The sequence below is a fragment of the Hydrogenobacter thermophilus TK-6 genome (assembly GCF_000010785.1).
In the GTDB taxonomy this organism is placed as follows: Bacteria; Aquificota; Aquificia; order Aquificales; family Aquificaceae; genus Hydrogenobacter; species Hydrogenobacter thermophilus.
Map to the genome: position 1 here is coordinate 140,789 of NC_013799.1, position 21,475 is coordinate 162,263.

A 21,475-nucleotide genomic window follows, 5' to 3' on the forward strand; every position below is an offset into this window, starting at 1 on the left:
CATTAACTTATTAGTATGCACACAGCTGCTGAAAAACTCAAGGTTGAGGGGCTTTTAAAATTCTTTGAAGGTGAGGATAGAGAGAAGGTAAGGAAGGCTATAGATTTTATTGAGGAAAGACACGAGCATCAAGTTAGAGCTTCTGGCGAGCCTTACATTATGCACCCCATAGAGGTAGCCATCACCTTAGCAGAAATGGGTCTTGACGCAGATACCATAGTAGCAGCTCTTTTGCACGATGTTTTAGAAGACACACCCACCACTTACCAAGAGCTAAAAGAGAAATTTGGTCAAGGGGTGGCGGATATAGTGCAGGGCGTTACCAAGCTTGGAAAGTTTGAGTTTAAAGATATGGAGAGGCAGAAGGCAGAAAATTACAGAAAGCTACTTTTGGCTACCGCCAAGGACCTGAGGGTTATACTCGTCAAGCTTGCGGATAGATTGCACAACATGAAAACCCTTGGATATCTCAGAAAGGATAAGCAGGTGAGAATAGCAAAGGAGACCCTTGAGATATATGTACCCATAGCCAACAGATTGGGCGTTTGGAAGATAAAGACGGAGCTTGAGGACCTGTGCTTTATGTATCTGTATCCTGCTGAGTACGAGAGGGTAAAGAATTTTGTAGGCAGGAGTAAGAAGGACCTGGAGGAATATCTTAAAAGGAGCTTTATTCCCAAGCTAAAAGAAGCTCTTAGAACATTTAACATAGACGCACACATTATGTACAGACCTAAGCACCTTTACGGTATATGGCAGAAGACAGTCAGAAAAGGCATAAAGCTGGAGGATGTTCACGATGTGTTAGGTGTTAGGGTGATACTAAGCACACCTCAGGAGTGCTATCTGGTACTGGGTATAATACACAGCACTTTTAAGCCTGTGCCGGGTAAATTTGACGACTATATATCCCTTCCCAAACCCAACCTCTACCAGTCCCTTCACACCGCAGTAATAGGTCCTAAAGGGAGAATGGTGGAGGTGCAGATACGCACTTGGGAGATGCACGAAAGAGCAGAGAAGGGCATAGCAGCTCACTGGGCTTACAAAGAGGGGAAGACTCTAAAAGATAACAGCATTTACGCCTGGCTAAAGAGCTTGGTGGAGAGCATTCAAGGTAGCAAAAACCCACAAGAACTTATAGAGAACATGAAGATGGAGCTTTTCTCCGAGGAGGTGTTTGTGTTTACTCCCAAGGGAGACCTTCTGGTGCTTCCCAAAGGTGCCACACCTGTTGATTTTGCCTATCACATACACACGGATATAGGAAATCAATGTGCAGGTGCAAAGGTAAACGGCAGGATAGTTTCTTTAAACTACAAGCTTCAAAACGGTGATATGGTGGAGATCATCACAAATCCCAGCAGAAGACCTAATCCCGAGTGGCTCAAATTCGTTGTGACCTCAAAGGCAAAGAACAAGATAAAGGCGTACCTAAGACAGCTGGAAAAGGAGAGATACCTTCAGGAAGGAAGGCAGATACTGGATAAAATAACCTACAAGCTGGAACTCTCTAAGGAAGCCATCCTTGAAAAGCTATTGCAAGAGATTGGCTTTAAAAGTGAGGAAGATCTTTTGGTAGCAGTAGGTAGCGGTAAAGTAAGCAAGGAAAAGATATACTCCCTCTTTCAGCAAAAGATAAAGGAAAAGCATAAAGAGGAGAGGAAAGAAGACCTGCTTATCATAGATGGCTTGGGAAGCGTTCTTCACTCGGTTGGTACTTGCTGTCTTCCCATACCGGGTGAGGAGGTTTACGGTGTGATAACCAGAGGAAGAGGTGTAGTTGTCCACTCAAAGCTGTGTCCAAACTTACAGTACATACAGAGGAATCTGCCTGAAAAAGTAATTCCTGTAGTGTGGAGAGTATCAGGTGGAAAGCATCCAGTTAGGATCAGGGTGGTGGTAAAGGATAAAGTGGGTGTGCTGGCGGAGATCACATCCAGCATCTCTAAGGTTGGAGCTAATATACTGGAGGCAAAAACCAAAAGTACCAGCACAGGTAAAGCCTTTATGGAGTTTTTAGTAGAGGTAAGCAATTATGCGGAGTTTTTGAGACTCTTAGATACCATAAGGTCTGTTGAAGGAGTAGAGATATGCGAGAGGGTCTTTTCCTGAGTTATTATATAATTCCATGTTAGACATCCTTATAAAGCAAGCCATCGTCCCGGATAGAGGAATTTTTGACATAGCCATAAAGGAAGGCAGGATAATAAGAATAGAAAGGGATATAAAGGAAGAAGCCAGACATACCATAAGAGCCGATGGCAAGATAGCCATACCCTCCTTTGCCAACATGCACACGCACATCTCCATGAGCCTTTTGCGCGGCATAGGCTCAGACCTTACGCTCATGGACTGGCTCCAGAAGGTTATATGGGTGTTGGAGGCTGAGTTTGTATCGCCAGAGTTCGTAAGGGACGGTGCGCTCCTTGGCATAGCGGAGAGCATCATGTCGGGCACAACTCTTCTTATGGATATGTACTTTTTTGAAGAGGCTGTAGCACAGGTGGCACTTTCCGCAGGCATAAGGGTAGGTTTGGGTTTTGGCATCCTTGATTTTCCAACAAAGGTGGCATCAGGTCCAGAGGAATATCTAAAAAGGGCTGAGGAGTTTATAAAAACCTTCAAAGGTGAGGAGCTTGTTTTTCCCGTTCTGTGTCCGCACGCTCCTTACACATGCTCACCTACAACCCTCTTAAAAGTGAAAGAGCTCGCAGAAAGGGAAGGAGTACTTATACATACGCATGTGGCAGAGACCAAGTCCGAGGTGGAAGGCGTAAAGGAAAAGTACGGAAAAACTCCCGTAAAGCACCTTGAATCTCTTGGATTTGTCTCAGACAGGGTGCTTATGGCACATATGGTCTGGCTTGACGAGGAGGAGAAAGCCATAGTTAAAGAGAGAGGTGCCAAAGTGCTTCACTGTCCGGAGAGCAATCTCAAGCTTGCTTCTGGTATAGCACCGGTATGGGAGTACATAAGTATGGGAATACATGTGTGCTTGGGAACAGATGGGCCTGCCTCCAACGATAACTTGGACATGCTGGAAGAAATGTCGCTGATGGCAAAGCTTCAAAAAGGCTACAGCTTATCAGCAAAAGCCATGGATGCAAGAACAGCCTTAAAGATAGCAACCGAAAATGGGTTTTTAGCTTGTGGAATAAAGGCTGGCAAGATAGAAGAGGGCTACGAAGCAGACCTTATACTTATAGACACACAAAAGCCTCACCTTCAACCCCTTTATGACCCAGTGGCTCAGATAGTTTACTCTGCAAAATCATCCGATATAGACACGGTTATATGCAGAGGTAAAGTAATTATGGAAAGAAGAGAGCTAAAAACTATAGATATGGAGGAGCTTTTGCACATAGCCAAAAAGTGGAGGGAAAAAATCACAGGCTTTATGAGGGAGAAAAATATGTTATATTTTTAGTGAAAATCTTGGTAAGGAGAGTATCATGGAAGAACAAATGTACGCAGTCCCTTTCAGTTTAGTAGGTTTTTTCTTCACCAGCAAGCCCATTGAGCAGAGCATCAGGAGCGATCTTACACCAGAAGAAATGGAAAAACTTCAGGAGATACTTGCCCGCTTCCTCTTTACTGAGGACATAAAGATAGCCCTCTATCCTTCTGTGGTACCACCCGATCAGGCAGAGGAAGCTCTCGAAGAGCTTGAAGATATGATGTTTGGAGAGGGTGAGGAGGAATGACTAAAGCGGTACTCTGCGGTGCGCTTGGAAGGATGGGAAGAACCATCCTAAGGCTATCCCTTGAGTACTCAGATTTTGAAATAGTAGCAGGTGTAGAGCACCCAGATTGCGTAAGAAGCACCGATTTGGGGGAGGCATCAGGAATACCTGAACTCAGAGGGAAGGTTTTGACCTCAAGGTTGGAAGAAGTGGTGTCTCTTTGCCATGTGGTGATTGAGTTTTCTGGAAATACTTCTGCTGCAGTATCTCATACTAAGATAGCTTCTTTGGCTGGCAAAGCTGCAGTAGTAGGAACCACAGGCTTTTCTGAAGAGGAAATGAAAGAGATGGAGGAGTGCTCCCAAAATGCTCCTCTTTTGATCTCCCCCAACATGAGCTTGGGCGTTAATCTTCTTTTCAAGCTGGTACAGATATCGGTAAAAGCTCTCAAAGACAAAAACTTTGATATGGAAATATCGGAGATACACCACAGGTTTAAAAAGGATGCACCAAGCGGTACTGCTCTAAAACTTGCAAGCATAGTGGCGCAGGAGCTGGGAGTACCTCTAAAGGACCATGCAGTTTTTGGAAGGAAGGACATTCAACCGAGAAAGGATAAAGACATAGGCGTTTTTGCTATAAGAGGTGGGGATGTGGTGGGAGATCACACCGTTTACTTGCTTGGCTTTGGAGAGAGGATAGAGCTAACTCATAGGGCAACATCAAGAGATACCTTTGCAAAGGGTGCTATAGAAGCTTCCAGATGGATAAAGGACAAACCACCAGGACTTTACTCCATGTTTGATGTGCTTGGACTATGAGCTTTTATGAAGTTATAGAAGACATCACAGCGGATGCTGGTGTGCGGGTAAGGGCAAAAACCCTTGAAGAGCTAATATGTAAAGCTATACTTGCCACCTTCAATGAAATGACGGATATAGACACAGTAGAAAGCAGAGAAAGTTATATCCTTGAAGTGCACGCTAATTTTCCCTATTTACTGGTAGATATAATAAATGAAGCTATAGTTTTGCACGAAACTAAAAAGTTTGTAGCTTCCAAGTGTCATGTGCTGGAGCTTTCAGAGAAGCACATAAAAGTTAAACTCATGGGAGATAAGTTTGATCCCGAAAAGAACGAATCTAAGTTGGTCATAAAAGCGGCAACCTACCACAGACTAAAGGTGGAAAAAACCTCAGAGGGATACATGGCGGAGGTGATCTTTGATATTTAACCTAAGTTCTTATCCGCTGGAATTTTGCTTATGAGGTATATCATCTCATAAAGTACTGCGTTCAGAGGTATCTGGTACTCTCCTTGATTCCTCCTGATTTTCAGATAAAGACTTTTGCGCTTTTGCCAAAGGTCCAGCTTGCTATAGGGAGATTGAAAAGATTCGCTCTCATACTGAGATAGAGCCAGAAGGGTAAAAAGAAATAGATTTCTACGCTCCGAATAAACATCATCCCTCTCCCATCCCAGACCATCGGTAGAAAACACCTGAAGCGAAGAGTGATAGAAAAATTCCCCATCATCTAATCTAAACCTACTCTCATCTTTAATATCAGCTGGCTTTATAGCTAAGCTAACCTTATTACTCTCTTTGCTAATTCCTAAGCTTTCCTTTAGCTTCTCAAACTCGCTGGTGTATATAACAAAACAATCTTCTTGAGCCTTGTCGGATATGTATGCGGTTGGAAGCTCAGAATACTCTACAAATAAACTTTTGGACTTTATATTACTGCTCTCTCCGGATTTACTTATTATCTCATTCATGTAAGAGTCTTCCCAAGCACCTGCGGTTATAAAGCAGAACTTAGTCTCCCCATCTTTCGCTTTTTCCTCTATCCACCTTCTGAACTTGTCAGCCTCAAAGTCCAAGCCACCCGTGAGGACAAGGTATTTATCCTCCAATTCCACCGTTGCCCTATTTCCATTCACACTGATCTTGTATATCTCATAAAGGAAGTGCCTGTAAGCTTTCTGAGTAGGATCTCCCCTTCTGTAGCAAAATCCTGTAGAAGGTTTTTCAAGAACGGCAAAAACATTCAGTTGGGTTGGGAGATTGAATCCTTCAAACTCAAACTCCAAAGTCTTTAAATCCTTCAAAAGGCTAATGAATAGGTTTTTATATACGCCTTGCACCTCTTTTTCCTTTATCTTCCCTTCAGAAAAACCACAGAAAAGATTTATAGTAGTCTTATTTAGCGTTTGCACAGGCAAGCTAAAAAACTCGTAAATGAAGTTAAAAGCATCCCAGAAAGAATAACCTCCGCCATCTTCTCTTATATCCGTATCAAGCAAGAGTAAAATGCCCACAGGATTCTTATTTTGCATAACATCAACGAAACCCTTCAACCTGCAGTTGAAATACGCAAGGTTAAACAGAAGTTCAAAAGAGTCCTGGTGCAGAAGGTTTGAGAAGTTCATGTTCTTCAATTTATCAAAGTCCGGTATCAACCCATCTATTGGGAGTGATCTTTCAATTTTGATGCCTATGTTGCCTGTGAATCTGCTAAACGCTTTAGCAGACTTCTCCAAGCCTTCTTTGAACTTTTCAACTTTACTCTCTACACCTTTCTCATAAAAAATATAAAGACTTATCTCCTTATTGGGAACTCTGAAACTGCCGTAGCTGACCCAACCTTCCTCACGCATCTGTTTTTTCACAAAGCTACCTATAGCCTTCTTTTCTTCTCCTTTAATAATATCCTTCAATAGCTCCTTCCAATCTTGGCGAAGCTTCCTCAGGAATTTTTCATTAAAAGCCTTTTCCAATACCTTTTTAAGCTCCTCTTCTGTGATACCTTCCTTTTTAAAAGCATACAGAAGATCCTCCCAGATAACTTTTTCCTGCTTTAGCTCTTCTATAAGGTCTTCAGCTTTTGTTTTCCTCTCAAAAAGCCTTGCTCTGCTTACCAAATACGCATCTTCAAAAATCTTGAAATCAAAGGGTGCAAGATAACTAAACAGCTTAAAAATGGAAGGTTTTTTAAAATCCTCGGGTGCAAGATAGGTTTTTATTATATACCCTATCTGTGCAACTTTTGAAAGATACTCCTTTATCTCCCCATCTTCTGTTTTATTTTTCCATATGTCTATAAGATCTTCTCTACCTTTCCATACACTCTCCTTGGTAATATCTTCCCCTTGAGCTTCCAAGATTCTCAAGAAAGCAAGTCCAGAACTTTTTTCTATTTGGCTGGCAATTGACACAACACCTTCCGCAAGACGGAATATCTTATCCTTCCTGAACCTTTCAAAAACAGCCTCTCTTTCCTTTCTGAAAAGCTCCCGAGGTTTTAACCATATTACTCTGTCCTTCTTATAGATAGCTTCTCCTTGCAGAGAAAAATCTACCTTTTCCAAAAATTCCTTAAACATCTTTTTGCATTCTTCCAGTTTGTCTTTTTTCTTTATAATCTTGTATAGAAGTTTTGAAAGACTCTCTGCGTAATTTTCATCACCACACCAAAAGACACCGCCATACAGAAAGCCATTCTCAGAAACTCGCAAGCCTTTCGCAAAGTATTCCATACAACTAGGCGTTTCCTTACCCCTTATCTCCACCATTCCTCTCCTCCAGAAGGTACTTTATAAATTCTATAGGAAATTTAACAAACCTTCCACTCAAAACCTCTTTATAAGGATACTCCTCTCCTAAAGGTATACAAGCATACTCCCTATCTTGCTCTCCGTTAAAGCAGTAAGTTCTTGGTTTCTCGCTTCCCAGCAGAGTTTCCGCCTTCCCCCTTCCTATACGCTTATCAATAGTAAACCCAAGCAATTCATTGATTTTTAAGAAGTGCTTAACCAAAACAATTGAATAAATGGGTACCAAAACAGGCAGTGCGCTCTCTTGGACTGGTAGGAAGCTATTTATTATTTCTTCAATATCCTCGGTTTTTTCTGGATTATGCTCTTCTAATTTTTCTTTTACCTTATAAAAAAGACTTTTTGCCCGACCTCTGCTTTCGTTATCAAATCCAAACCTTACCCTTTGGTTGTTGAAGAGTATATAAGGATGATAATACTCCATCTCTTTATCAAAGCTTATATCTACAACTGAGACATAAAGAGCTTCGGTTAGCACTTCTATGAGAATTAGTATATTTTTCTTTATCTCATCATCCTTCTCTAATTCCAATATGTCATTCAGAAAACTAAGGCATCCTTCTATTTCTGATATCTTGTTGGGAATGTATACGCTTTTATACTGCTCGCCCAAAGGCACCAATACTTTGCTTTTTTCTTCTGGAGTTTTTATAAACTGGGTTATTATCTGAGTAATGACATCATCAAGGTAGATTTTTTCTCGTAGATTTATCTTTTCGTTAAGAAGTCTAATAAGGTCCTTATGTATAGTATCTTCTTCAAGGTAGGCGATGTTTTCATTTTTTGTTGGATAAACTAAGTAGATGAGGTGTATGGTCTTGGGCTCTGATTCTGTTTTTTTGTCTCCTCTTGCTCTGGATACGGCTTGTATTAGCTCTACCATATTCTTTTCAATCCCCCAATCGTATATGACTGTGTATATGTGATTTACAGGCTTGTGTGGTCTTGATAGGTCTATGCCTCTTGATATAGCGGATGTGGAGAGTATGATATCTTGATTACCTTCGTTTATTTCCCTTTGGCTTCTTTTGGAATTGGCAGTGGCTACCATAGAGCTAAAGCCTTTTCCTTCTAAGAGTTCTCTAAGACGAGCTATATGTCCTCTGTTCTGGACAAATACTAAAGCTGTGCTTTCTTCTTTGTAATTTTTGAAGGTTTTTTCTATATACTCTGCGATTTTTTTATTTATAAGCTCATCTTCTGGTTTTTTCTTTAATTTCACTTCTTCCTCTGACAAAAATATAAACTTCTTTACCAGATTTATCCGAGGGGAGGGATATCCGTGCTTTGCGCTAACATAAACTTTTATATCTCTTTCTTTAAAAACATTTCCAGAACTGTATTCGCAAAGTATAGTAGCATCTGGCATAACCTGAAACTCTTTGTACTCTTCCAAAAGTTTTTCCAAAAGTGGCGGTGCAAAGCCGTTGGCATCAAAAAGGTAAAGATTGACTCTGCCTCCTTCTTTTTTTACATAATTCAGAATTTTGAAAAACTCTTCTATCGCAAACAGTCCGTTGTTGTGTCCAAAAAACTCATCAAGTATAAAGTGAAAAGTGTATTGATTTATTATCCTTTTACTGAGTAGCTCTTTTAAGTATTCTGCTGTGCTATCTTTATAAAGAGTTCCTACTATAGCTTGCTGTGTAGCAAAAGCCCATATAAAGTTGTGATCTTTTGTAGTTAATTCTCTTATTTTCTCTACTGTTTTTTTAAGTATGCCTGCATTATCTTTGGGCAAGTCCTTATAGGTATCTCCAATGTTTCTAACCCATTCATTGTCTTTTTTGGCGCTTTTCTCATAAACTATCTCTATTTTATATTGATCTTTGAGTTTTCTTAGTTCTTTTTGCTCTCTATCCAGGAGTATCTTCCTGGTTGCCATATAAAGGATTATGTGTTTTCCTTCCATCTGAAGAATCTTTTTCCTTGTTTGGGTGGTTTTTCCGCTTCCTGCTGAGTGAAACAGACATACTGCCTTTACTGGGTCAGGGTCCATAAAAAACCTGTCAAGGACTTTACTCACATGCTCCCTTGAGGCATATATGCTATCTGGAGATAATACAGTTTCTTGTTTTTCTCTAACTTTTATCTGTTGTTTTAAGTTTTCTATCTCCTTTGGTATCTCTTCCCTTAATCTTTCTATTCTCGCAAGAGATGGGCTCTCTACCTGCTTATATTCTAATTCCAGTCGTCTTATCCTGTCATATAGGCTGATAATTTTTTCCCTGTATTGACTGAGGTCCTCCCCTCTCAGGTAAAATCTCGCTATAAAGGGTTCCGCAAGCGGGTAGAGTAAGGATAAACACACCTCCTTTATGTCTTCTGGTTTCTCTTTGTGCAGGTAATCTACTGCATAAGAGACCACCTGCAGAAAGCCCTTTAGCTCAGGTGAGGCTTCTTGCAAAGAAAGCAATTCATCTTCCAGCAGAGTTAAGCTTTTCAAAAAGCCCTCAAAGGTTAGCTCACCCAGAGCTAAATTCACAGGAAGTCCGTAGTTCCTAAATGGTATAGCTACCTTTTGTTGGGTTATTTGTTTGGTTATTATATCGGTAAGCTGGGAACGAACTCCGCTTAGCTTAAAGTCAGCCACATAGAGAGTTTTGTTGCTCTTAAAAATCAGGTCCGCATTGTAGTATACACCTGCCTGTGAGCTTTCTTCACCTATGGTATACTTGATTAGCTCTAAGTCTCCAAAGCTCAGCCCATAAAAGTATCCTTCATAGTAGCCTACCAGAAACACAAAGAGTAAATGAGTTTTATGATCATCTTGCAGGCCAAGCTCTCTTAACTCCTCTGGCTGTTCAACTTTTGGATCAAAGGGAATGTTTCTTTCAAGAAGCTCCCAGATGTATTCAAGCTCTTGAAAGTGTTCATGTATAAACTCCTGCTTTAGTTTTTCAAACACCTGCCTTTCCTTAAACTGCTGATAGTCCTCTATACGATCTTTTAAAAAACCAAGCTTAAAAGCCCCCTCAAAGGCAAACCCCAAAAACTGGACAAACTTGTTTGCCATCTTATTATCACTTTATTTTAATACGCTGGGTGAGAAATTTAGAAAGCTTTCAGTCCACAAGTAAAAAGCCCAAAGTCAGAGACAGAACTAAATAGCCTGCCAGGTTGCAGAAACTTGCCCGCAATAAGGAGAAAGTCTTACCACCTGACCTACCACCATAACAGCAGGAGGGTTTACCTCAGGTGGGTCGTTGGCAAGCTCATAAAGGTCTGTTATCACCACCCTCTGCTCCCTGGTGGTGCCTCTCTCTATAAACGCCACAGGCTCCTTTGGGTCCCTACCCACCTCTATGAGCCTCCTGGCTATCTCCTTCCTGTTGGAAACCGCCATCAGAAAGACTAAGGTATTTATACCTTTCAGGCTCTCCCAGTCTACGCTTGAGCTTCCCTTCTTTGGGTCTTCGTGCCCTGTGATGACTGCGAAGGAAGAAGATAATCTTCTAAAGGTTATGGGTATGCCCGCATACGCAGGCACCCCTGTGGCTGAGCTTATACCTGGCACAACCTCCACCTCCACCCCGTGCTGAGCCAAAAAGAGAGCCTCCTCACTACCCCTTCCAAAGACAAAGGGGTCTCCACCCTTTAGCCTTACCACAACCTCTTTTGTGTGAGCATAGTGGAGCAAAAGCTCGTTAATCTTCTCCTGCTCTATGGTGTGCTTTCCCTCCTCTTTTCCCACATAGATGAGTTGGCATTCTGGTTTAGCCAGTAGAAGGATCTCTGGATTTACCAGTCTGTCGTAAAGCACCACATCCGCAGATTTTATAAGTCTGTAAGCTTTTAGGGTTAAAAGCTCCGGATCTCCAGGTCCCGCACCTACTATGTACACTTTACCCATGATGGTTCCTCCTTATCAAAAATACCCCGGAGGGGTGTGGTATATTAAGCTCATACAAAAGCTTCAAATCCGGTACTTGAAAGGCTCTGAGCTTGGAATCAAAGTAAGAAGAAACATACAGTCTCGTGCCATCCTGGGAGAAGCGAAGATGCATGATCCTCTGACCCAGCTTTAACTCCTTCAGAACCTTCATCTCTTTTACATCTACGAGAGCCAGGTAATCCTCTCTATCTCCGCTGAAGTTTACTGCTAAGTAATTGCCGTTGGGAGAAACAGAGGCAAAAACAGGAAGACCTCCAAGCTCCACATGACCCAAAATCTCCATCTTCCTGAGATCCACCTTGTATAGTCTTTTTTCACCTACAGCAGGAATAAAAGCCTCATCACCTACAATCCCCCATGTGCCAAAGTGAGGTATCTTAAAAACGACCTCCTTCCCCTGTGCCTTAAAATCCAGCTTCCTGTAAAGCTTGTTTTTTATGTCTATCATGCCTATGCCCGACTCCTTGAAAAAGCCAAGAAGGTATATGTCTCCACTCAGGAGGGCATCAAAGGGCATATTTCCCACCTTAAACTTCCTAATTTCTTGCCTCTCCACGACCCAAACTTCGTCCTTGTCCATCAGAGAGAAGACAAAGCCACCTTCAAAGCCCTTAATCCCCACATTCCTTGACCCCGTTTTTAGTGTTTTTAAGATGTTCAGCTCTTCATCCAGCACCACAACCGTATGGGGATCATAATTAGCAACAACTATGTGGTTGTCAGTAAAGTCCAGACCGATAGTGCTGTTTCCCACCTTCACCCTTTTTAAAAGCTTGTCTTCCTTCGGGTCTATCTTGGACAGATACCCATCCCTGCTTATCACATAGGCATAACCCTCCCATACTTTTACCGTTGCATGACTGAGGTTCCCCAAACCTTCTATCTCTTTGACCACTTTACCTTCCTCCACCACCGCCAGACTTCCCCTTTCTCTCTCCACAACATAGAGCTTTTCCGCAATGGAAAGGAAGGGCAAAATCAGTATGAAAAGCATTACAAGTAGCATGCTGGGTCCTCCTCTGTGTAATCCCCAAAAACTGCGTAAGCCCTCGCCCTTGAGTTCCCGTTGCAGATACTTACAAAACCACAGTTAGAACACTTACCTTTGAGCTTCCTTGGTTTCTCTCTGAGAAAACCCAAAAGACCGTTACCCTGCCAGATTTTTACTATGTCTTCTTCTTTTACATTACCAACGCTATGAAAGAAAAAGGGATCTGGCTTTACATTCCCTCTGTGGTCTATATTCATGAGCTTAACGCCTGCCTGATTTCCTCCCCACTTCAGAAGCCTTTCATAAAGCTTGTCTGCAAGCTCTGGATGCCTTCTTGCAAACTCCCTGTATAAAAGTACAGCATCCGCTTCGTTGTTGCCCGTCACTACGTCTATGGGTAGCCCTCTCTCCACATACTCAAAGGCTTTATGGACTATAAACTCTACCCACCTTCTGTAGTCCTTCTTCTCAAGGTGGGAGAGCTTCCTGCCTCTGCCTGCGTAGACGAGGTGGGATATGTATACCTTAGGTATTCCTTCTTTCTCCGCAAGTTCAAAGACAAAGGGAAGACTTTCAGCAGTTATGGGAGTAAGGGTAAACCTGAGACCTACCTTTATACCCTCCTTTAAACACATCCTTATAGCTTCTAAAGAAGTTTCAAAGGCTCCCCTTTTGCCCCTGAAGAGGTCATGTACCTCTTGTTTTCCGTCAATGCTTATGCCCACATAATCAAAGCACTCCTTGATCTCTTTCAAATGTTCCTTAACCAGAATTCCGTTGGTGGAAAGGTATGTCCTTATGCCCCTCTCCTTTAAAAGTCTGGCTATATGGAAGAGGTCCTCCCTTAAAAGTGGCTCACCTCCTGAAAGGATGGTAAACTTCACACCAGCTTCTGGCAGTCTGTGGACAAGGCTTATCGCTTCTTCGTAGCTTAGCTCCTCTTTATCCTTGTTGGCGGAAGAGTAGCAGTGTTTGCAGTGGAGGTTGCATGCATTGGTCAGGTTCCATATGAGTATCACACCTTCAAAAGCTTTTGGCTTTTTGCCCTCAAGAGTATTCCTTATGTACTCCGTCATCCTAAGCATAGTTCATCTCCACCACCACTTCGCATATACCGTCCCCATGAGCGTTGCACTTGGTTTCGTAAGCTCTTACCTTATTACCCGTATGGGCTTCAACTATGCCTGCTACAAAACCTGCTTCAAAGTGGCATATGCGTTTTCCTATGTTGGGCATACCTGCGCATGTAATACACTCATCAAGAGCGACTACTAAACTGCCTTCCTTCAAATCAACAGGTATTAAAAGCCCTATCTTTGCATCCTTCACAAAGTCTATGACTTTACCTATGTATCTATCAAGGCTACTGTCCTGGAGCCTTTCTCCAACCTCTTTTCCGAGTTCCCTTCCTGCATTCTGTATGAGGGCTGTTGCTCCCTTGTGCCCCAGAACATCTTCAAGGTACATGCCTGTAAAGACCCTGAAGGCTCTGAAAACGAGAAGTGGCACATCTTCACCCAGGTGAGGTCTTCTCACCTGCGACAGCGTCTCAATCCATCCAGCCATCTTTTAATGCCTCCATAAATTTCATCAGGGCTTTCAGTTCCCCCTCCTTCAGTTCTATTCTGGGCATGGCATTCCTGCTGTATCCCAAAAGCCTGTAAGTATTTTCTGGGTTAAGTATCTGAGCTATTACGAGTGCTTTTTCTCTGTTTTGAATAGACCACCTGAGGGAAGGACCAAAGGCGTTCTCCGTGGTGTGATGACAGCCCCAGCACTTCTCCATAAAAACCTGATAACCGAGCTGAGCCCCCTCAAAGTACCTGCTTTTGTTTACAAAGTTATACTTACCTGCGGGAAGGTTTGCAGGAAACTCTCCAAGCTTTTTCAGGCTCACCCCGTCGTAAAGCATCAGAGCGCCTTCCTTTTCGTACACGCTTACATAAGCTATCCTGCCATCGCCTGTGAATTCAGCATGCGTTACCCTCTTGCCCGGCGCAGGTATGAACTTTTTAACTTCAAGGCTCCTCTTGTCCAGCAAAAGCATGCTGTCTGTTGACATGTCCACCCACACATAAGGTGTCCCGTAAGAGCTCCTTGCCAGAAAGCCATTGCCGTCAAGGGGAATGTCCTTCACATGCTCCCACGAGTATGCCTTCCAAACAGAAAGCACAGGCTTATTAAGGAGGGGTGTGGCAAAGTAAAAATCACCCTTTGAGTACCAGAAGTAGGCGGAAGCCAGGTGAGGAATATCAAGAGCTTTAAGCTCCTTCACCAGTCTCAGGTCGTTGAGAGAGTATATCTCTAAGCCACTCCTTGTGCTTCCTATAAGATACTCCTCAAGGGGATCTATGATGAAGTCCTCTAGCGCTACCCCTAAGTTTTCATACGTAAGCTTCAGGTCTTTATAGTTCAAAAAGCCTACAAGAGGTTTATCTTTAAAGGTGAAGATAAAACCATCACGAATGTAAAGCTCGTAAACTGCGTTTATTCTACCATGCAATTCAAAGCTCTTTACATAATTCAGCTGACTGTCAAAAACCACCAGCCGTGAGGGAACCCAGCAGGAGGCTACAAGAAGACCACCGTAAAAGGCTATGTTCCTCAAGTATATACAGGCTCTTACCCTCTTTAGCTCACCTTTTGTAGGGTCGTACCTCCCTATCCACCCATCCCGTGAGGGTATGTATGCCACACCCTCCTTTGAGAACTTTATACCACCATGCATGCTGGAAAAGGCAAATTTGTCCAGAAGCCTTTCCCCCTCCATAACCCATACGAGATTTTTACCCCTTTCAACTACAAGGGTGTAATCTTTCAAGTTTTTAACTTCCACCTTCTTTGTATAAACCCTTTCTACACTACCCTTTATCCTCTCCTCGTCCCACCTTAGCTTTTCCTTCTCAACGGGACTTTTTATGAATTCCACTATCTGTTTTACTTCCTCCTCTTTTAGCTCTTTAAAGGAGGGCATACCCACAGCACCCTCCCTTATTATTCTGTAAAGCCTTTCTTCTGGTATATTAAAAAAGGGAGGGAAAAGGGGAGGTGCGTGTCCTCCAAGCCTGTCTTCTCCGTGGCAGGAGGAGCAGTATTTAAGATACAGCTCCGCCCCTCCCCCAAAGGAGAGGGAGCAGAGCAGAGGGAGTAGTAGAAGGTTTTTTAACTTCATCAGTATATGTCCTTCATGGTGTTGTAAACATTGAAGTGTCCGGTAGGTGTTGCCACCCAGTTGCCCGTTATGGCTTTCTTGAGGGTAAGCGTTTTATCGTCATAAACGAGTATAGCCTGTTTTTCTGGCTCGTTCTTCTTACTCCAAACTGCTACCCACACCTCATCTCCGTTCTTGTTATACTCAAGGTGCACAGCCCTTCCCTGAAACTCAGGTGGTATCTCTATTACCTTTTTAATCTGGAAGGTGTTTTTGTCAAAGACAAAGAGGGACCTCTGGAGTTTGGGGTCGTTGTTTAAAGCTCTGTCAGCCCAGAGGTGAGGGGACTTGGGATGGGTCTTTATAAAGAGGTTCCCTCCACCCTCACCGGGCATCTCCATCTTTACAACCACCTTCCATGCGTACTGAGGATGCTTTACGGGGTCTGTGCCTATGCACCGGATGGTGTTATCTCCCAAGTGTCCAGTACACCATAGAGGTCCGTACTTGGGATGGTCTATGTTGGCTCCCCTTCCAGGGTGGGGTCTTGTACCCACCTTTATGTTTTTTACCAGCTTCTTCTCCTTTGTATCCACAACGGATATGGTGTCTCTGAAGTTGGCAGCCACTAGGAAGTACCTTTTGGAAGCATCCCATCCTCCGTCATGGAGAAATCTCTCAGCATCTATCATGGTTATCTTGGGTGCGTGTATGTTAGAGTAGTCTACAAGCCATATCTGACCTGCCTCTTTGACATTTACCACCCACTCGGGGTCGTAGTGAGAGGCTACTATTGAAGCTACCCTAGCTTCTCTGAGAAACTCGTTGGTATCGTAAGTGTAGGCACTGGTGGCAACTATCTTGAGCGGTTCAAGGGTCTGCCCATCCACTATGACAAAAGAAGGAGGCCAGTAGCATCCTATGATGGCAAGCTTGTCAAGGAAGTCTCCCTTTGGTCCTTTGTACTTGGATGTGTCAAGAGACCTTCCATCGTAGCAGGTCTTTACTTCAGCAACCTTATCAGGCTTTTTCATCCAGAGGTCAATGAGGACAACTTTGCCATCCCTACCTATGGTGTAGAGATACCTTCCCGATGCGGAATATCTGGCTATGTGGACAGCATAACCTGTATCCACTGTGCTCACAAGCTCCTTAGTATCTCCATCAATTATCGCAACCTTACCTATGTCCCTGAGTATGACTGCCATGAAGTTCTGCCAGTTTCTGTTGTGCTCGGGTTTTTGGGGTCTTTTTTCGGGCGGAACATATACCTTCCAGGACTTTTTCATCTCACCTAAGGGCAGTTCAGGGGGTGGGGGTGGGTCGTGCTGTATGTACCTTGCCATCAGGTCCACCTCTTCAGGCGTCAGTATACCCTGCCTTCCCCAGTCGGGCATACCACCGGGTGTACCGTAAGTGATGAAGGTCTTGAGCGTCTCTGTCCCCAGCTTTCTCGTTTTATCCGGTGTGAGAGCAGGTCCTGTAGCTCCCTTCCTGAGGGCACCGTGGCATCCCGCACACCTGTCAAAGTAGATCTCCTTAGCCCTTTCCATCTCCTGTTTGGTTAGAGGTGGGGGAGGCGGAAGCTCCTCCTTCTGCTGTTGCTGTGCATAGGTACCTGCAAAAAGGACAAAAACTAAAGCTCCACCTATGAGCACCTTTTTCCTCTTTCTCATGTCCTACCTCCTTTATGAAATAAATCACTGACATAGATTATAATTATAAGTAAACACTTACCACATGTCAAGATTTTTTTACTATAAAATCATGTAAACTTTTGTAGGCAGACTTCCCCCACACTAAGGCAGGGACAACAAGAAAAGTCAGAAGACCGCCCATCACATCAAAGACGAAGAACCAGTCAATCTGGTAATCGCCTCTATCGGGGTCGTATCTGAAGCACCTCAAAAAGAAACCCTCAACCGGTGAGAGTTTTGAGCTTTCTCTCTTTGCTTCAAGCACGGACAGCTTTATGTCCCTTACCTTTGGATTCACACCGTATATGTATCTGGATATCTTTCCGGAGGGTGTTATGACCACATAGATGTTTGGATGTTCAAACTCTTCAAGACTTTTATCGTACCTGTATCGGAAGTCTATAGATTTCAGTAAGCTGTCCACCTGCTCACTTTTTGCCACCACCCAGTTCTCCGGCAGGCTCTGATGCCGGGCAAACCTCTTCAGGTCTTCTATGCTGTCCCTTGGGTCAAAGCTAAGGGATATAACCTTTACATCATTCATTAAATCCTTTATAGCTCTTTTGAGACCCTCTGTCATCAGAGGACATGCGGAGCTACACCTGGTGTATATGGGATTGATGATAATTACCTTACCCCCCGCAAATTCCTTTATCCTCAAGACTTCACCCGTATGTATCTCCAAAGGTATGTCAGGTATGTAAGTGCCTATGCTCTTCTTCTCGTCCGGCAGAAAGCTTCCGAAGGCAGTACATACTATAATCAGAAGACTAATAAGCTTTAGCATGTTTATAAATACTGAGCAGGGACTGCCCTGCGTAAAGAATAAAGAGGAGACCTCCAAGGACTGCCATAAGACTTCCCAGCCCTGCTATGTTCAGTGCGATGAGCACTTTCGTATTCATAACATACTCAAAACCGTAAGTCTTTCTTGGCGCTCCCATTCTTCCTGCCATATAAAAGCCAAGCACCAGAAGGTTTATACCCATGCTGAGAACTACCGGCTGGAGTTTTGCGACCCTTTCCCAGCATATGTATCCGAGCCTCTCCTTTAATATACTGTAGCCAAGACCCATAAAAGCTATGCTTACCGCAGACACAACCCCGTGATAGTGAGCCGGCACTCTCAGGTCGCTCTGCATGCCTGCATAAGCCACCACCACCCCAGCATAATAAACGCTTACAGAGGACAGCAAAGCTAAGCTGGGGACATCTGCACTTAGCCTGATGTTTTTTAGTACATAGTAAGTGTGGATAAGCACTGGCACACCTGTCCCAAGCCCGAAGGACATGACTGTTAGAAGTCTAAACTCCCGTGAAAAGATATCGGTAAAGAAGCCTGCCATCAGCAAAGATGGGAAGACAAGGAGGAGAAAGTTTACCGTGCTCAGAAGAGGGGAAGAGACCTCCTTTCCGTTGCCCCTCTTTAAAAGCTCGTGCCAGACGGCCAGCATCACCGAGGCATAAAGAAACTGCTGAAGATGCCCCGGAATCCAGAAGAGCCTCTCAAAGTAAAGCTTTTGCCCACCTTCCGCATTTGCTATGAAGAAGGAGGGGATTAACGAAAGAAGTGTGGCAAGCCCCAGTGCCACGGACATGGCATAAAGCTGGGGTATGTTTTCAAAGGAGGTTATTTCCTTGAGCTTTTTGACCCTGCTGAGAGCTTCAAAGAAGAAGGCAAGGAAGAAGACAAAAAGCCCAGCATAGAAGATTGGACTATCAATAACCGGGATATAATTGTTCAGGTAAGGTTCACCGTAAGGTAAAAGGCAGGAAAGGGAAAGAAGAAGCATACCCAGTAGGGTGGCTGGAGGTGCAACTCTTCCCTTCCTGCCTTCCTTATAGTGCCAGTAGGCGAGAGTAAAGGTCATGAGCCATACAGTTATGGAGAAGGTTACATGTCCAACAAGAAAGTGGTAAAAGAGGCTCGGGGACTTCAAGAGAGAAAAAGCGGGCGCGCGCGTTAGAGCTATGAGAAGTCCAAAAACTCCAGCCTGAACAAGAGACAGAAGGGAGAGGGAGAGGTAGAAGAGGCGCATCACTTTACCTCCCACATGGCTGCGAGCCAACCCCAGTTTAGAAGCAGGAACACGAGGAACACACCCATAAAAAGGAGAGTGAGGGTTAAAGTTCCCGGTGCTTCAAAGCCGTGATGCTCTTTAGCGGGAGGCGGTGGTGATGCGATCTGCAGTTGCATGTCCTGAGGACCCCTGACAGGCTGTCCCAAGAAGACGGAAAAGACCACTATAAGTATCCACATCAAAGCACCTATAACTGCGGTTATTCCACCTATGGCAAAGAGAACCCAGAAGAAGTCAACCGCAGGGTTAAAGGTGTAAGTGAAGGGACCTCCGGAGAAGGTTATGTCGTAATGCCTTCTTGGAACACCGAAGGCTCCAAGGATGTACATGGAAACAGCCAAGACAGCTATGCCGAGCCCAAAGACCCAGGGCTGTGCCTTGGCAAGCCCAAAGAAAGCAATCTTCTTCCTGAATATGAGAGGTATCAGGTAGTAGGTAGCTCCCATGAAAGCGAGAGTAGTTCCACCTACAACAGTACCCTTAAAGTGTCCGGGTATGGAAAGTGTGTTGTGGACTATGATGTTAGTCTGCTCCATGCCGTTGACCACACCTGTGACACCACCTATGAAGCCAAAGATGATTATGGAGAGGAATACTGCGGAAAAGGCGGGATTGCCCCAGGGTGCGTTCTTAAGCCAGTCAAAGAGTCCTTTGGTAAAGCCTCTCCTCCTTTGGGCGGATTCTACTGCAGAAGGTACTGCGAAAGCATGTATCATAGAAGCAAGGACTGCTATGTACATGATGTAGCTGGTGTTAAACACCTTCCACGCGGGACTGGGTCCAGGGTCAACAAGAAGGTGGTGAGCGGAAGCTACATTTATACCTATCACGTAAAACACAAAGGCAAATCTGCTCACCTTCTCGTTTATGGACGCACCGCCTACCGTTAAGAAGGCTCCCAGATACCACACAGCTATCATAGCGGTCACATTTATCTGCTGGGAGGAGTGTCCAAGACCCCACCATACGAGTTTATAAACCCCCGCATCTATGCTCTTTATGATGCCCAAAGACCAGAGGAGTGTAGGTATGTATATGATGGCACCTGTTGCGAGGGTAAGGGTGGCTATTATAGCCGCAGCTACAAGACCAAATGTGAAAAGGGGTAAGGAATCACCGTAAGTCCTCTCCTTTCTGGCTATGAGCAGGTTGGCAAAGAAGAGAAAGACGCCTATCAAGGCACCTACCGCAAAGAGAATTATGCCAAGGTAGTAAATAGGGCTTGCCTGGAGTGGAGCGTAGGAGGTCATGAGCACATCCGCACTGCCGGTAAGAATGGTGTAGTTAACCAGCAAAAAGCCAAGAACCATAAGGATAAAGGCAAGCCAGCCAAACTTGGGAGAGGACATACGGGAGTTTAGAACGACGGTGGAACCAAAGTAAAGACCCGCAACCTCAAAGAAGATTATCCAGAATATGAGAGCGTTAAGACCGTGAAGGGTAAGGATTCGGTAGTACCACTCCACAGGCAGGAGGTGAACCACCTGCCACCTCGTGAGAACAAGAAGCAGAGCCGCTATGACACCTACTAGCAGAGAGACAACGGCCATGACTGCGTTTAGCTGTATAAGTCTCTCCGCCCTTAAATCCACCTTTAGACCCGTTATATCGCATGTTCTAAACATGACCAGACCTCCTCACTCCTTTACTATGATTTTGCCTATCATCGTATGATGTCCTATACCGCAAAACTCGTTGCAAATTATGGCAAACTCTCCGGTGGAAGTGGGCTTAAAGGTAAGCACATAGTCGTAGCCCGGATACACCATAAAGTTCATATTCACAGGCTGAAGAGAAAAGCCATGAAGCAGGTCAAGGGAGGATATGTGAAACCTGTACTCCTGACCCTTCTTTAACACAAGCACTGGTTCCCACCTCCACATCTTAGCCACCAGAAACACATCACTGTTTGGGGGAGGTTCAACAACCGGTATGCCGTTCATCTCACCCGTCCTGTACTTGTTGATAAAAGCGTTGGCAAGAGCGTTAAACTCCTGAGGCGTAGTCCTGTAAGTGGTGAAGGAGGGGTTCTGTCTGCCGTAGATGTGCCACACTATCATCCAGAAAAAGAGGATAAGACAAACCACCAGAGCTAAGGCTATCCACATCTTCTCGTCTTTTGCCACCCTCTTGTAGTACCATCCTTCCTCAGGCGGTAAAAGAGCCATCTCACTTACCTCCTAAAAGAGACTGTTTTAGTTCTGCGGGTATTGGCGAGAGCCACGCCAACTCTATGAGCCCCCATATGAGATAGGAGACCGCATAGATGGTAACTCCCAAAAAGAGCAGAAGCATAAAATCGTCCAACACCAGTTGAAGAAAGGGTGTCTTTCTTTCCTCCATAGTGGCACCTCCGTAA

18 protein-coding genes are annotated in these 21,475 nt (G+C 44.1%); 5 read left to right on the top strand and 13 right to left on the bottom strand.

Features of this window, described 5'->3' with window-relative positions; translation table 11 throughout:
* The first annotated feature begins 15 nt into the window (after nt 1–15).
* Genes HTH_RS00705 through HTH_RS00725 form a run of 5 tightly spaced genes read left to right on the top strand, consistent with a single transcriptional unit; the run spans nt 16 to nt 4,920 of the window.
* The gene (locus HTH_RS00705; RefSeq protein ID WP_012962788.1) at nt 16–2,115 is read left to right on the top strand and encodes a RelA/SpoT family protein; all 2,100 of its coding nucleotides are present in this window, start codon (nt 16–18) and stop codon (nt 2,113–2,115) included.
* A 16-nt stretch (nt 2,116–2,131) separates the two neighbouring features.
* Nucleotides 2,132–3,430 (top strand): amidohydrolase, encoded by a 1,299-nt coding sequence (locus HTH_RS00710; RefSeq protein WP_012962789.1) that lies wholly within the window; start codon nt 2,132–2,134, stop codon nt 3,428–3,430.
* A 25-nt stretch (nt 3,431–3,455) separates the two neighbouring features.
* A complete protein-coding gene (locus HTH_RS00715; protein WP_012962790.1) occupies nt 3,456–3,707 on the top strand; it encodes a hypothetical protein in 252 nt (83 codons plus the stop codon).
* Nucleotides 3,704–4,507: a 4-hydroxy-tetrahydrodipicolinate reductase gene (gene dapB / locus HTH_RS00720; RefSeq protein ID WP_012962791.1), complete on the top strand. Its 804-nt coding sequence runs from the start codon at nt 3,704–3,706 to the stop codon at nt 4,505–4,507. The genes HTH_RS00715 and dapB overlap by 4 nt, the downstream gene beginning before the upstream one ends.
* A complete protein-coding gene (locus HTH_RS00725) occupies nt 4,504–4,920 on the top strand; it encodes an archease (RefSeq protein ID WP_012962792.1) in 417 nt (138 codons plus the stop codon). The genes dapB and HTH_RS00725 overlap by 4 nt, the downstream gene beginning before the upstream one ends.
* On the opposite strand, the gene HTH_RS00730 is transcribed toward HTH_RS00725, so the two are convergent.
* The 13 genes from HTH_RS00730 to HTH_RS09915 form a co-directional block, all read right to left on the bottom strand.
* Nucleotides 4,917–7,259, bottom strand: coding sequence for a hypothetical protein (locus tag HTH_RS00730; protein WP_012962793.1), 2,343 nt, complete (start codon nt 7,257–7,259; stop codon nt 4,917–4,919). The two genes, HTH_RS00725 and HTH_RS00730, sit on opposite strands and share 4 nt — an antisense overlap.
* Entirely contained in the window at nt 7,240–10,317 is a 3,078-nt protein-coding gene (locus tag HTH_RS00735) for a C-terminal helicase domain-containing protein (RefSeq protein WP_012962794.1), read from the bottom strand. Before HTH_RS00735 ends, HTH_RS00730 begins: the two co-directional genes overlap by 20 nt.
* 87 nt (nt 10,318–10,404) lie before the next feature.
* Nucleotides 10,405–11,154, bottom strand: coding sequence for a uroporphyrinogen-III C-methyltransferase (cobA, locus tag HTH_RS00740; protein WP_012962795.1), 750 nt, complete (start codon nt 11,152–11,154; stop codon nt 10,405–10,407).
* Nucleotides 11,147–12,202 (bottom strand): cytochrome D1 domain-containing protein, encoded by a 1,056-nt coding sequence (locus tag HTH_RS00745; protein ID WP_012962796.1) that lies wholly within the window; start codon nt 12,200–12,202, stop codon nt 11,147–11,149. The genes cobA and HTH_RS00745 overlap by 8 nt, the downstream gene beginning before the upstream one ends.
* Nucleotides 12,190–13,272 (bottom strand): radical SAM/SPASM domain-containing protein, encoded by a 1,083-nt coding sequence (locus HTH_RS00750; RefSeq protein WP_012962797.1) that lies wholly within the window; start codon nt 13,270–13,272, stop codon nt 12,190–12,192. Before HTH_RS00750 ends, HTH_RS00745 begins: the two co-directional genes overlap by 13 nt.
* The gene (locus tag HTH_RS00755) at nt 13,265–13,753 is read right to left on the bottom strand and encodes a V4R domain-containing protein (protein WP_012962798.1); all 489 of its coding nucleotides are present in this window, start codon (nt 13,751–13,753) and stop codon (nt 13,265–13,267) included. Before HTH_RS00755 ends, HTH_RS00750 begins: the two co-directional genes overlap by 8 nt.
* Nucleotides 13,737–15,359, bottom strand: a complete 1,623-nt coding sequence (locus HTH_RS00760) for a cytochrome D1 domain-containing protein (protein ID WP_012962799.1) — start codon at nt 15,357–15,359, stop codon at nt 13,737–13,739. The genes HTH_RS00755 and HTH_RS00760 overlap by 17 nt, the downstream gene beginning before the upstream one ends.
* Entirely contained in the window at nt 15,359–17,014 is a 1,656-nt protein-coding gene (locus HTH_RS00765) for a nitrite reductase (protein WP_012962800.1), read from the bottom strand. The genes HTH_RS00760 and HTH_RS00765 overlap by 1 nt, the downstream gene beginning before the upstream one ends.
* A gap of 67 nt (nt 17,015–17,081) precedes the next feature.
* Entirely contained in the window at nt 17,082–17,822 is a 741-nt protein-coding gene (locus HTH_RS00770) for an SCO family protein (protein ID WP_012962801.1), read from the bottom strand.
* Nucleotides 17,806–19,074: a cbb3-type cytochrome c oxidase subunit I gene (locus HTH_RS00775; RefSeq protein WP_012962802.1), complete on the bottom strand. Its 1,269-nt coding sequence runs from the start codon at nt 19,072–19,074 to the stop codon at nt 17,806–17,808. Before HTH_RS00775 ends, HTH_RS00770 begins: the two co-directional genes overlap by 17 nt.
* A complete protein-coding gene (locus HTH_RS00780) occupies nt 19,074–20,741 on the bottom strand; it encodes a cytochrome c oxidase subunit I (protein ID WP_012962803.1) in 1,668 nt (555 codons plus the stop codon). Before HTH_RS00780 ends, HTH_RS00775 begins: the two co-directional genes overlap by 1 nt.
* Before the next feature lie 12 nt (nt 20,742–20,753).
* The gene (locus HTH_RS00785) at nt 20,754–21,284 is read right to left on the bottom strand and encodes a cytochrome c oxidase subunit II (RefSeq protein WP_012962804.1); all 531 of its coding nucleotides are present in this window, start codon (nt 21,282–21,284) and stop codon (nt 20,754–20,756) included.
* A 1-nt stretch (nt 21,285) separates the two neighbouring features.
* Nucleotides 21,286–21,459 carry a hypothetical protein gene (locus tag HTH_RS09915; RefSeq protein WP_012962805.1) on the bottom strand — a complete coding sequence of 58 codons (174 nt, stop codon included), beginning with the start codon at nt 21,457–21,459 and terminating at the stop codon, nt 21,286–21,288.
* Nucleotides 21,460–21,475: the final 16 nt, after the last annotated feature.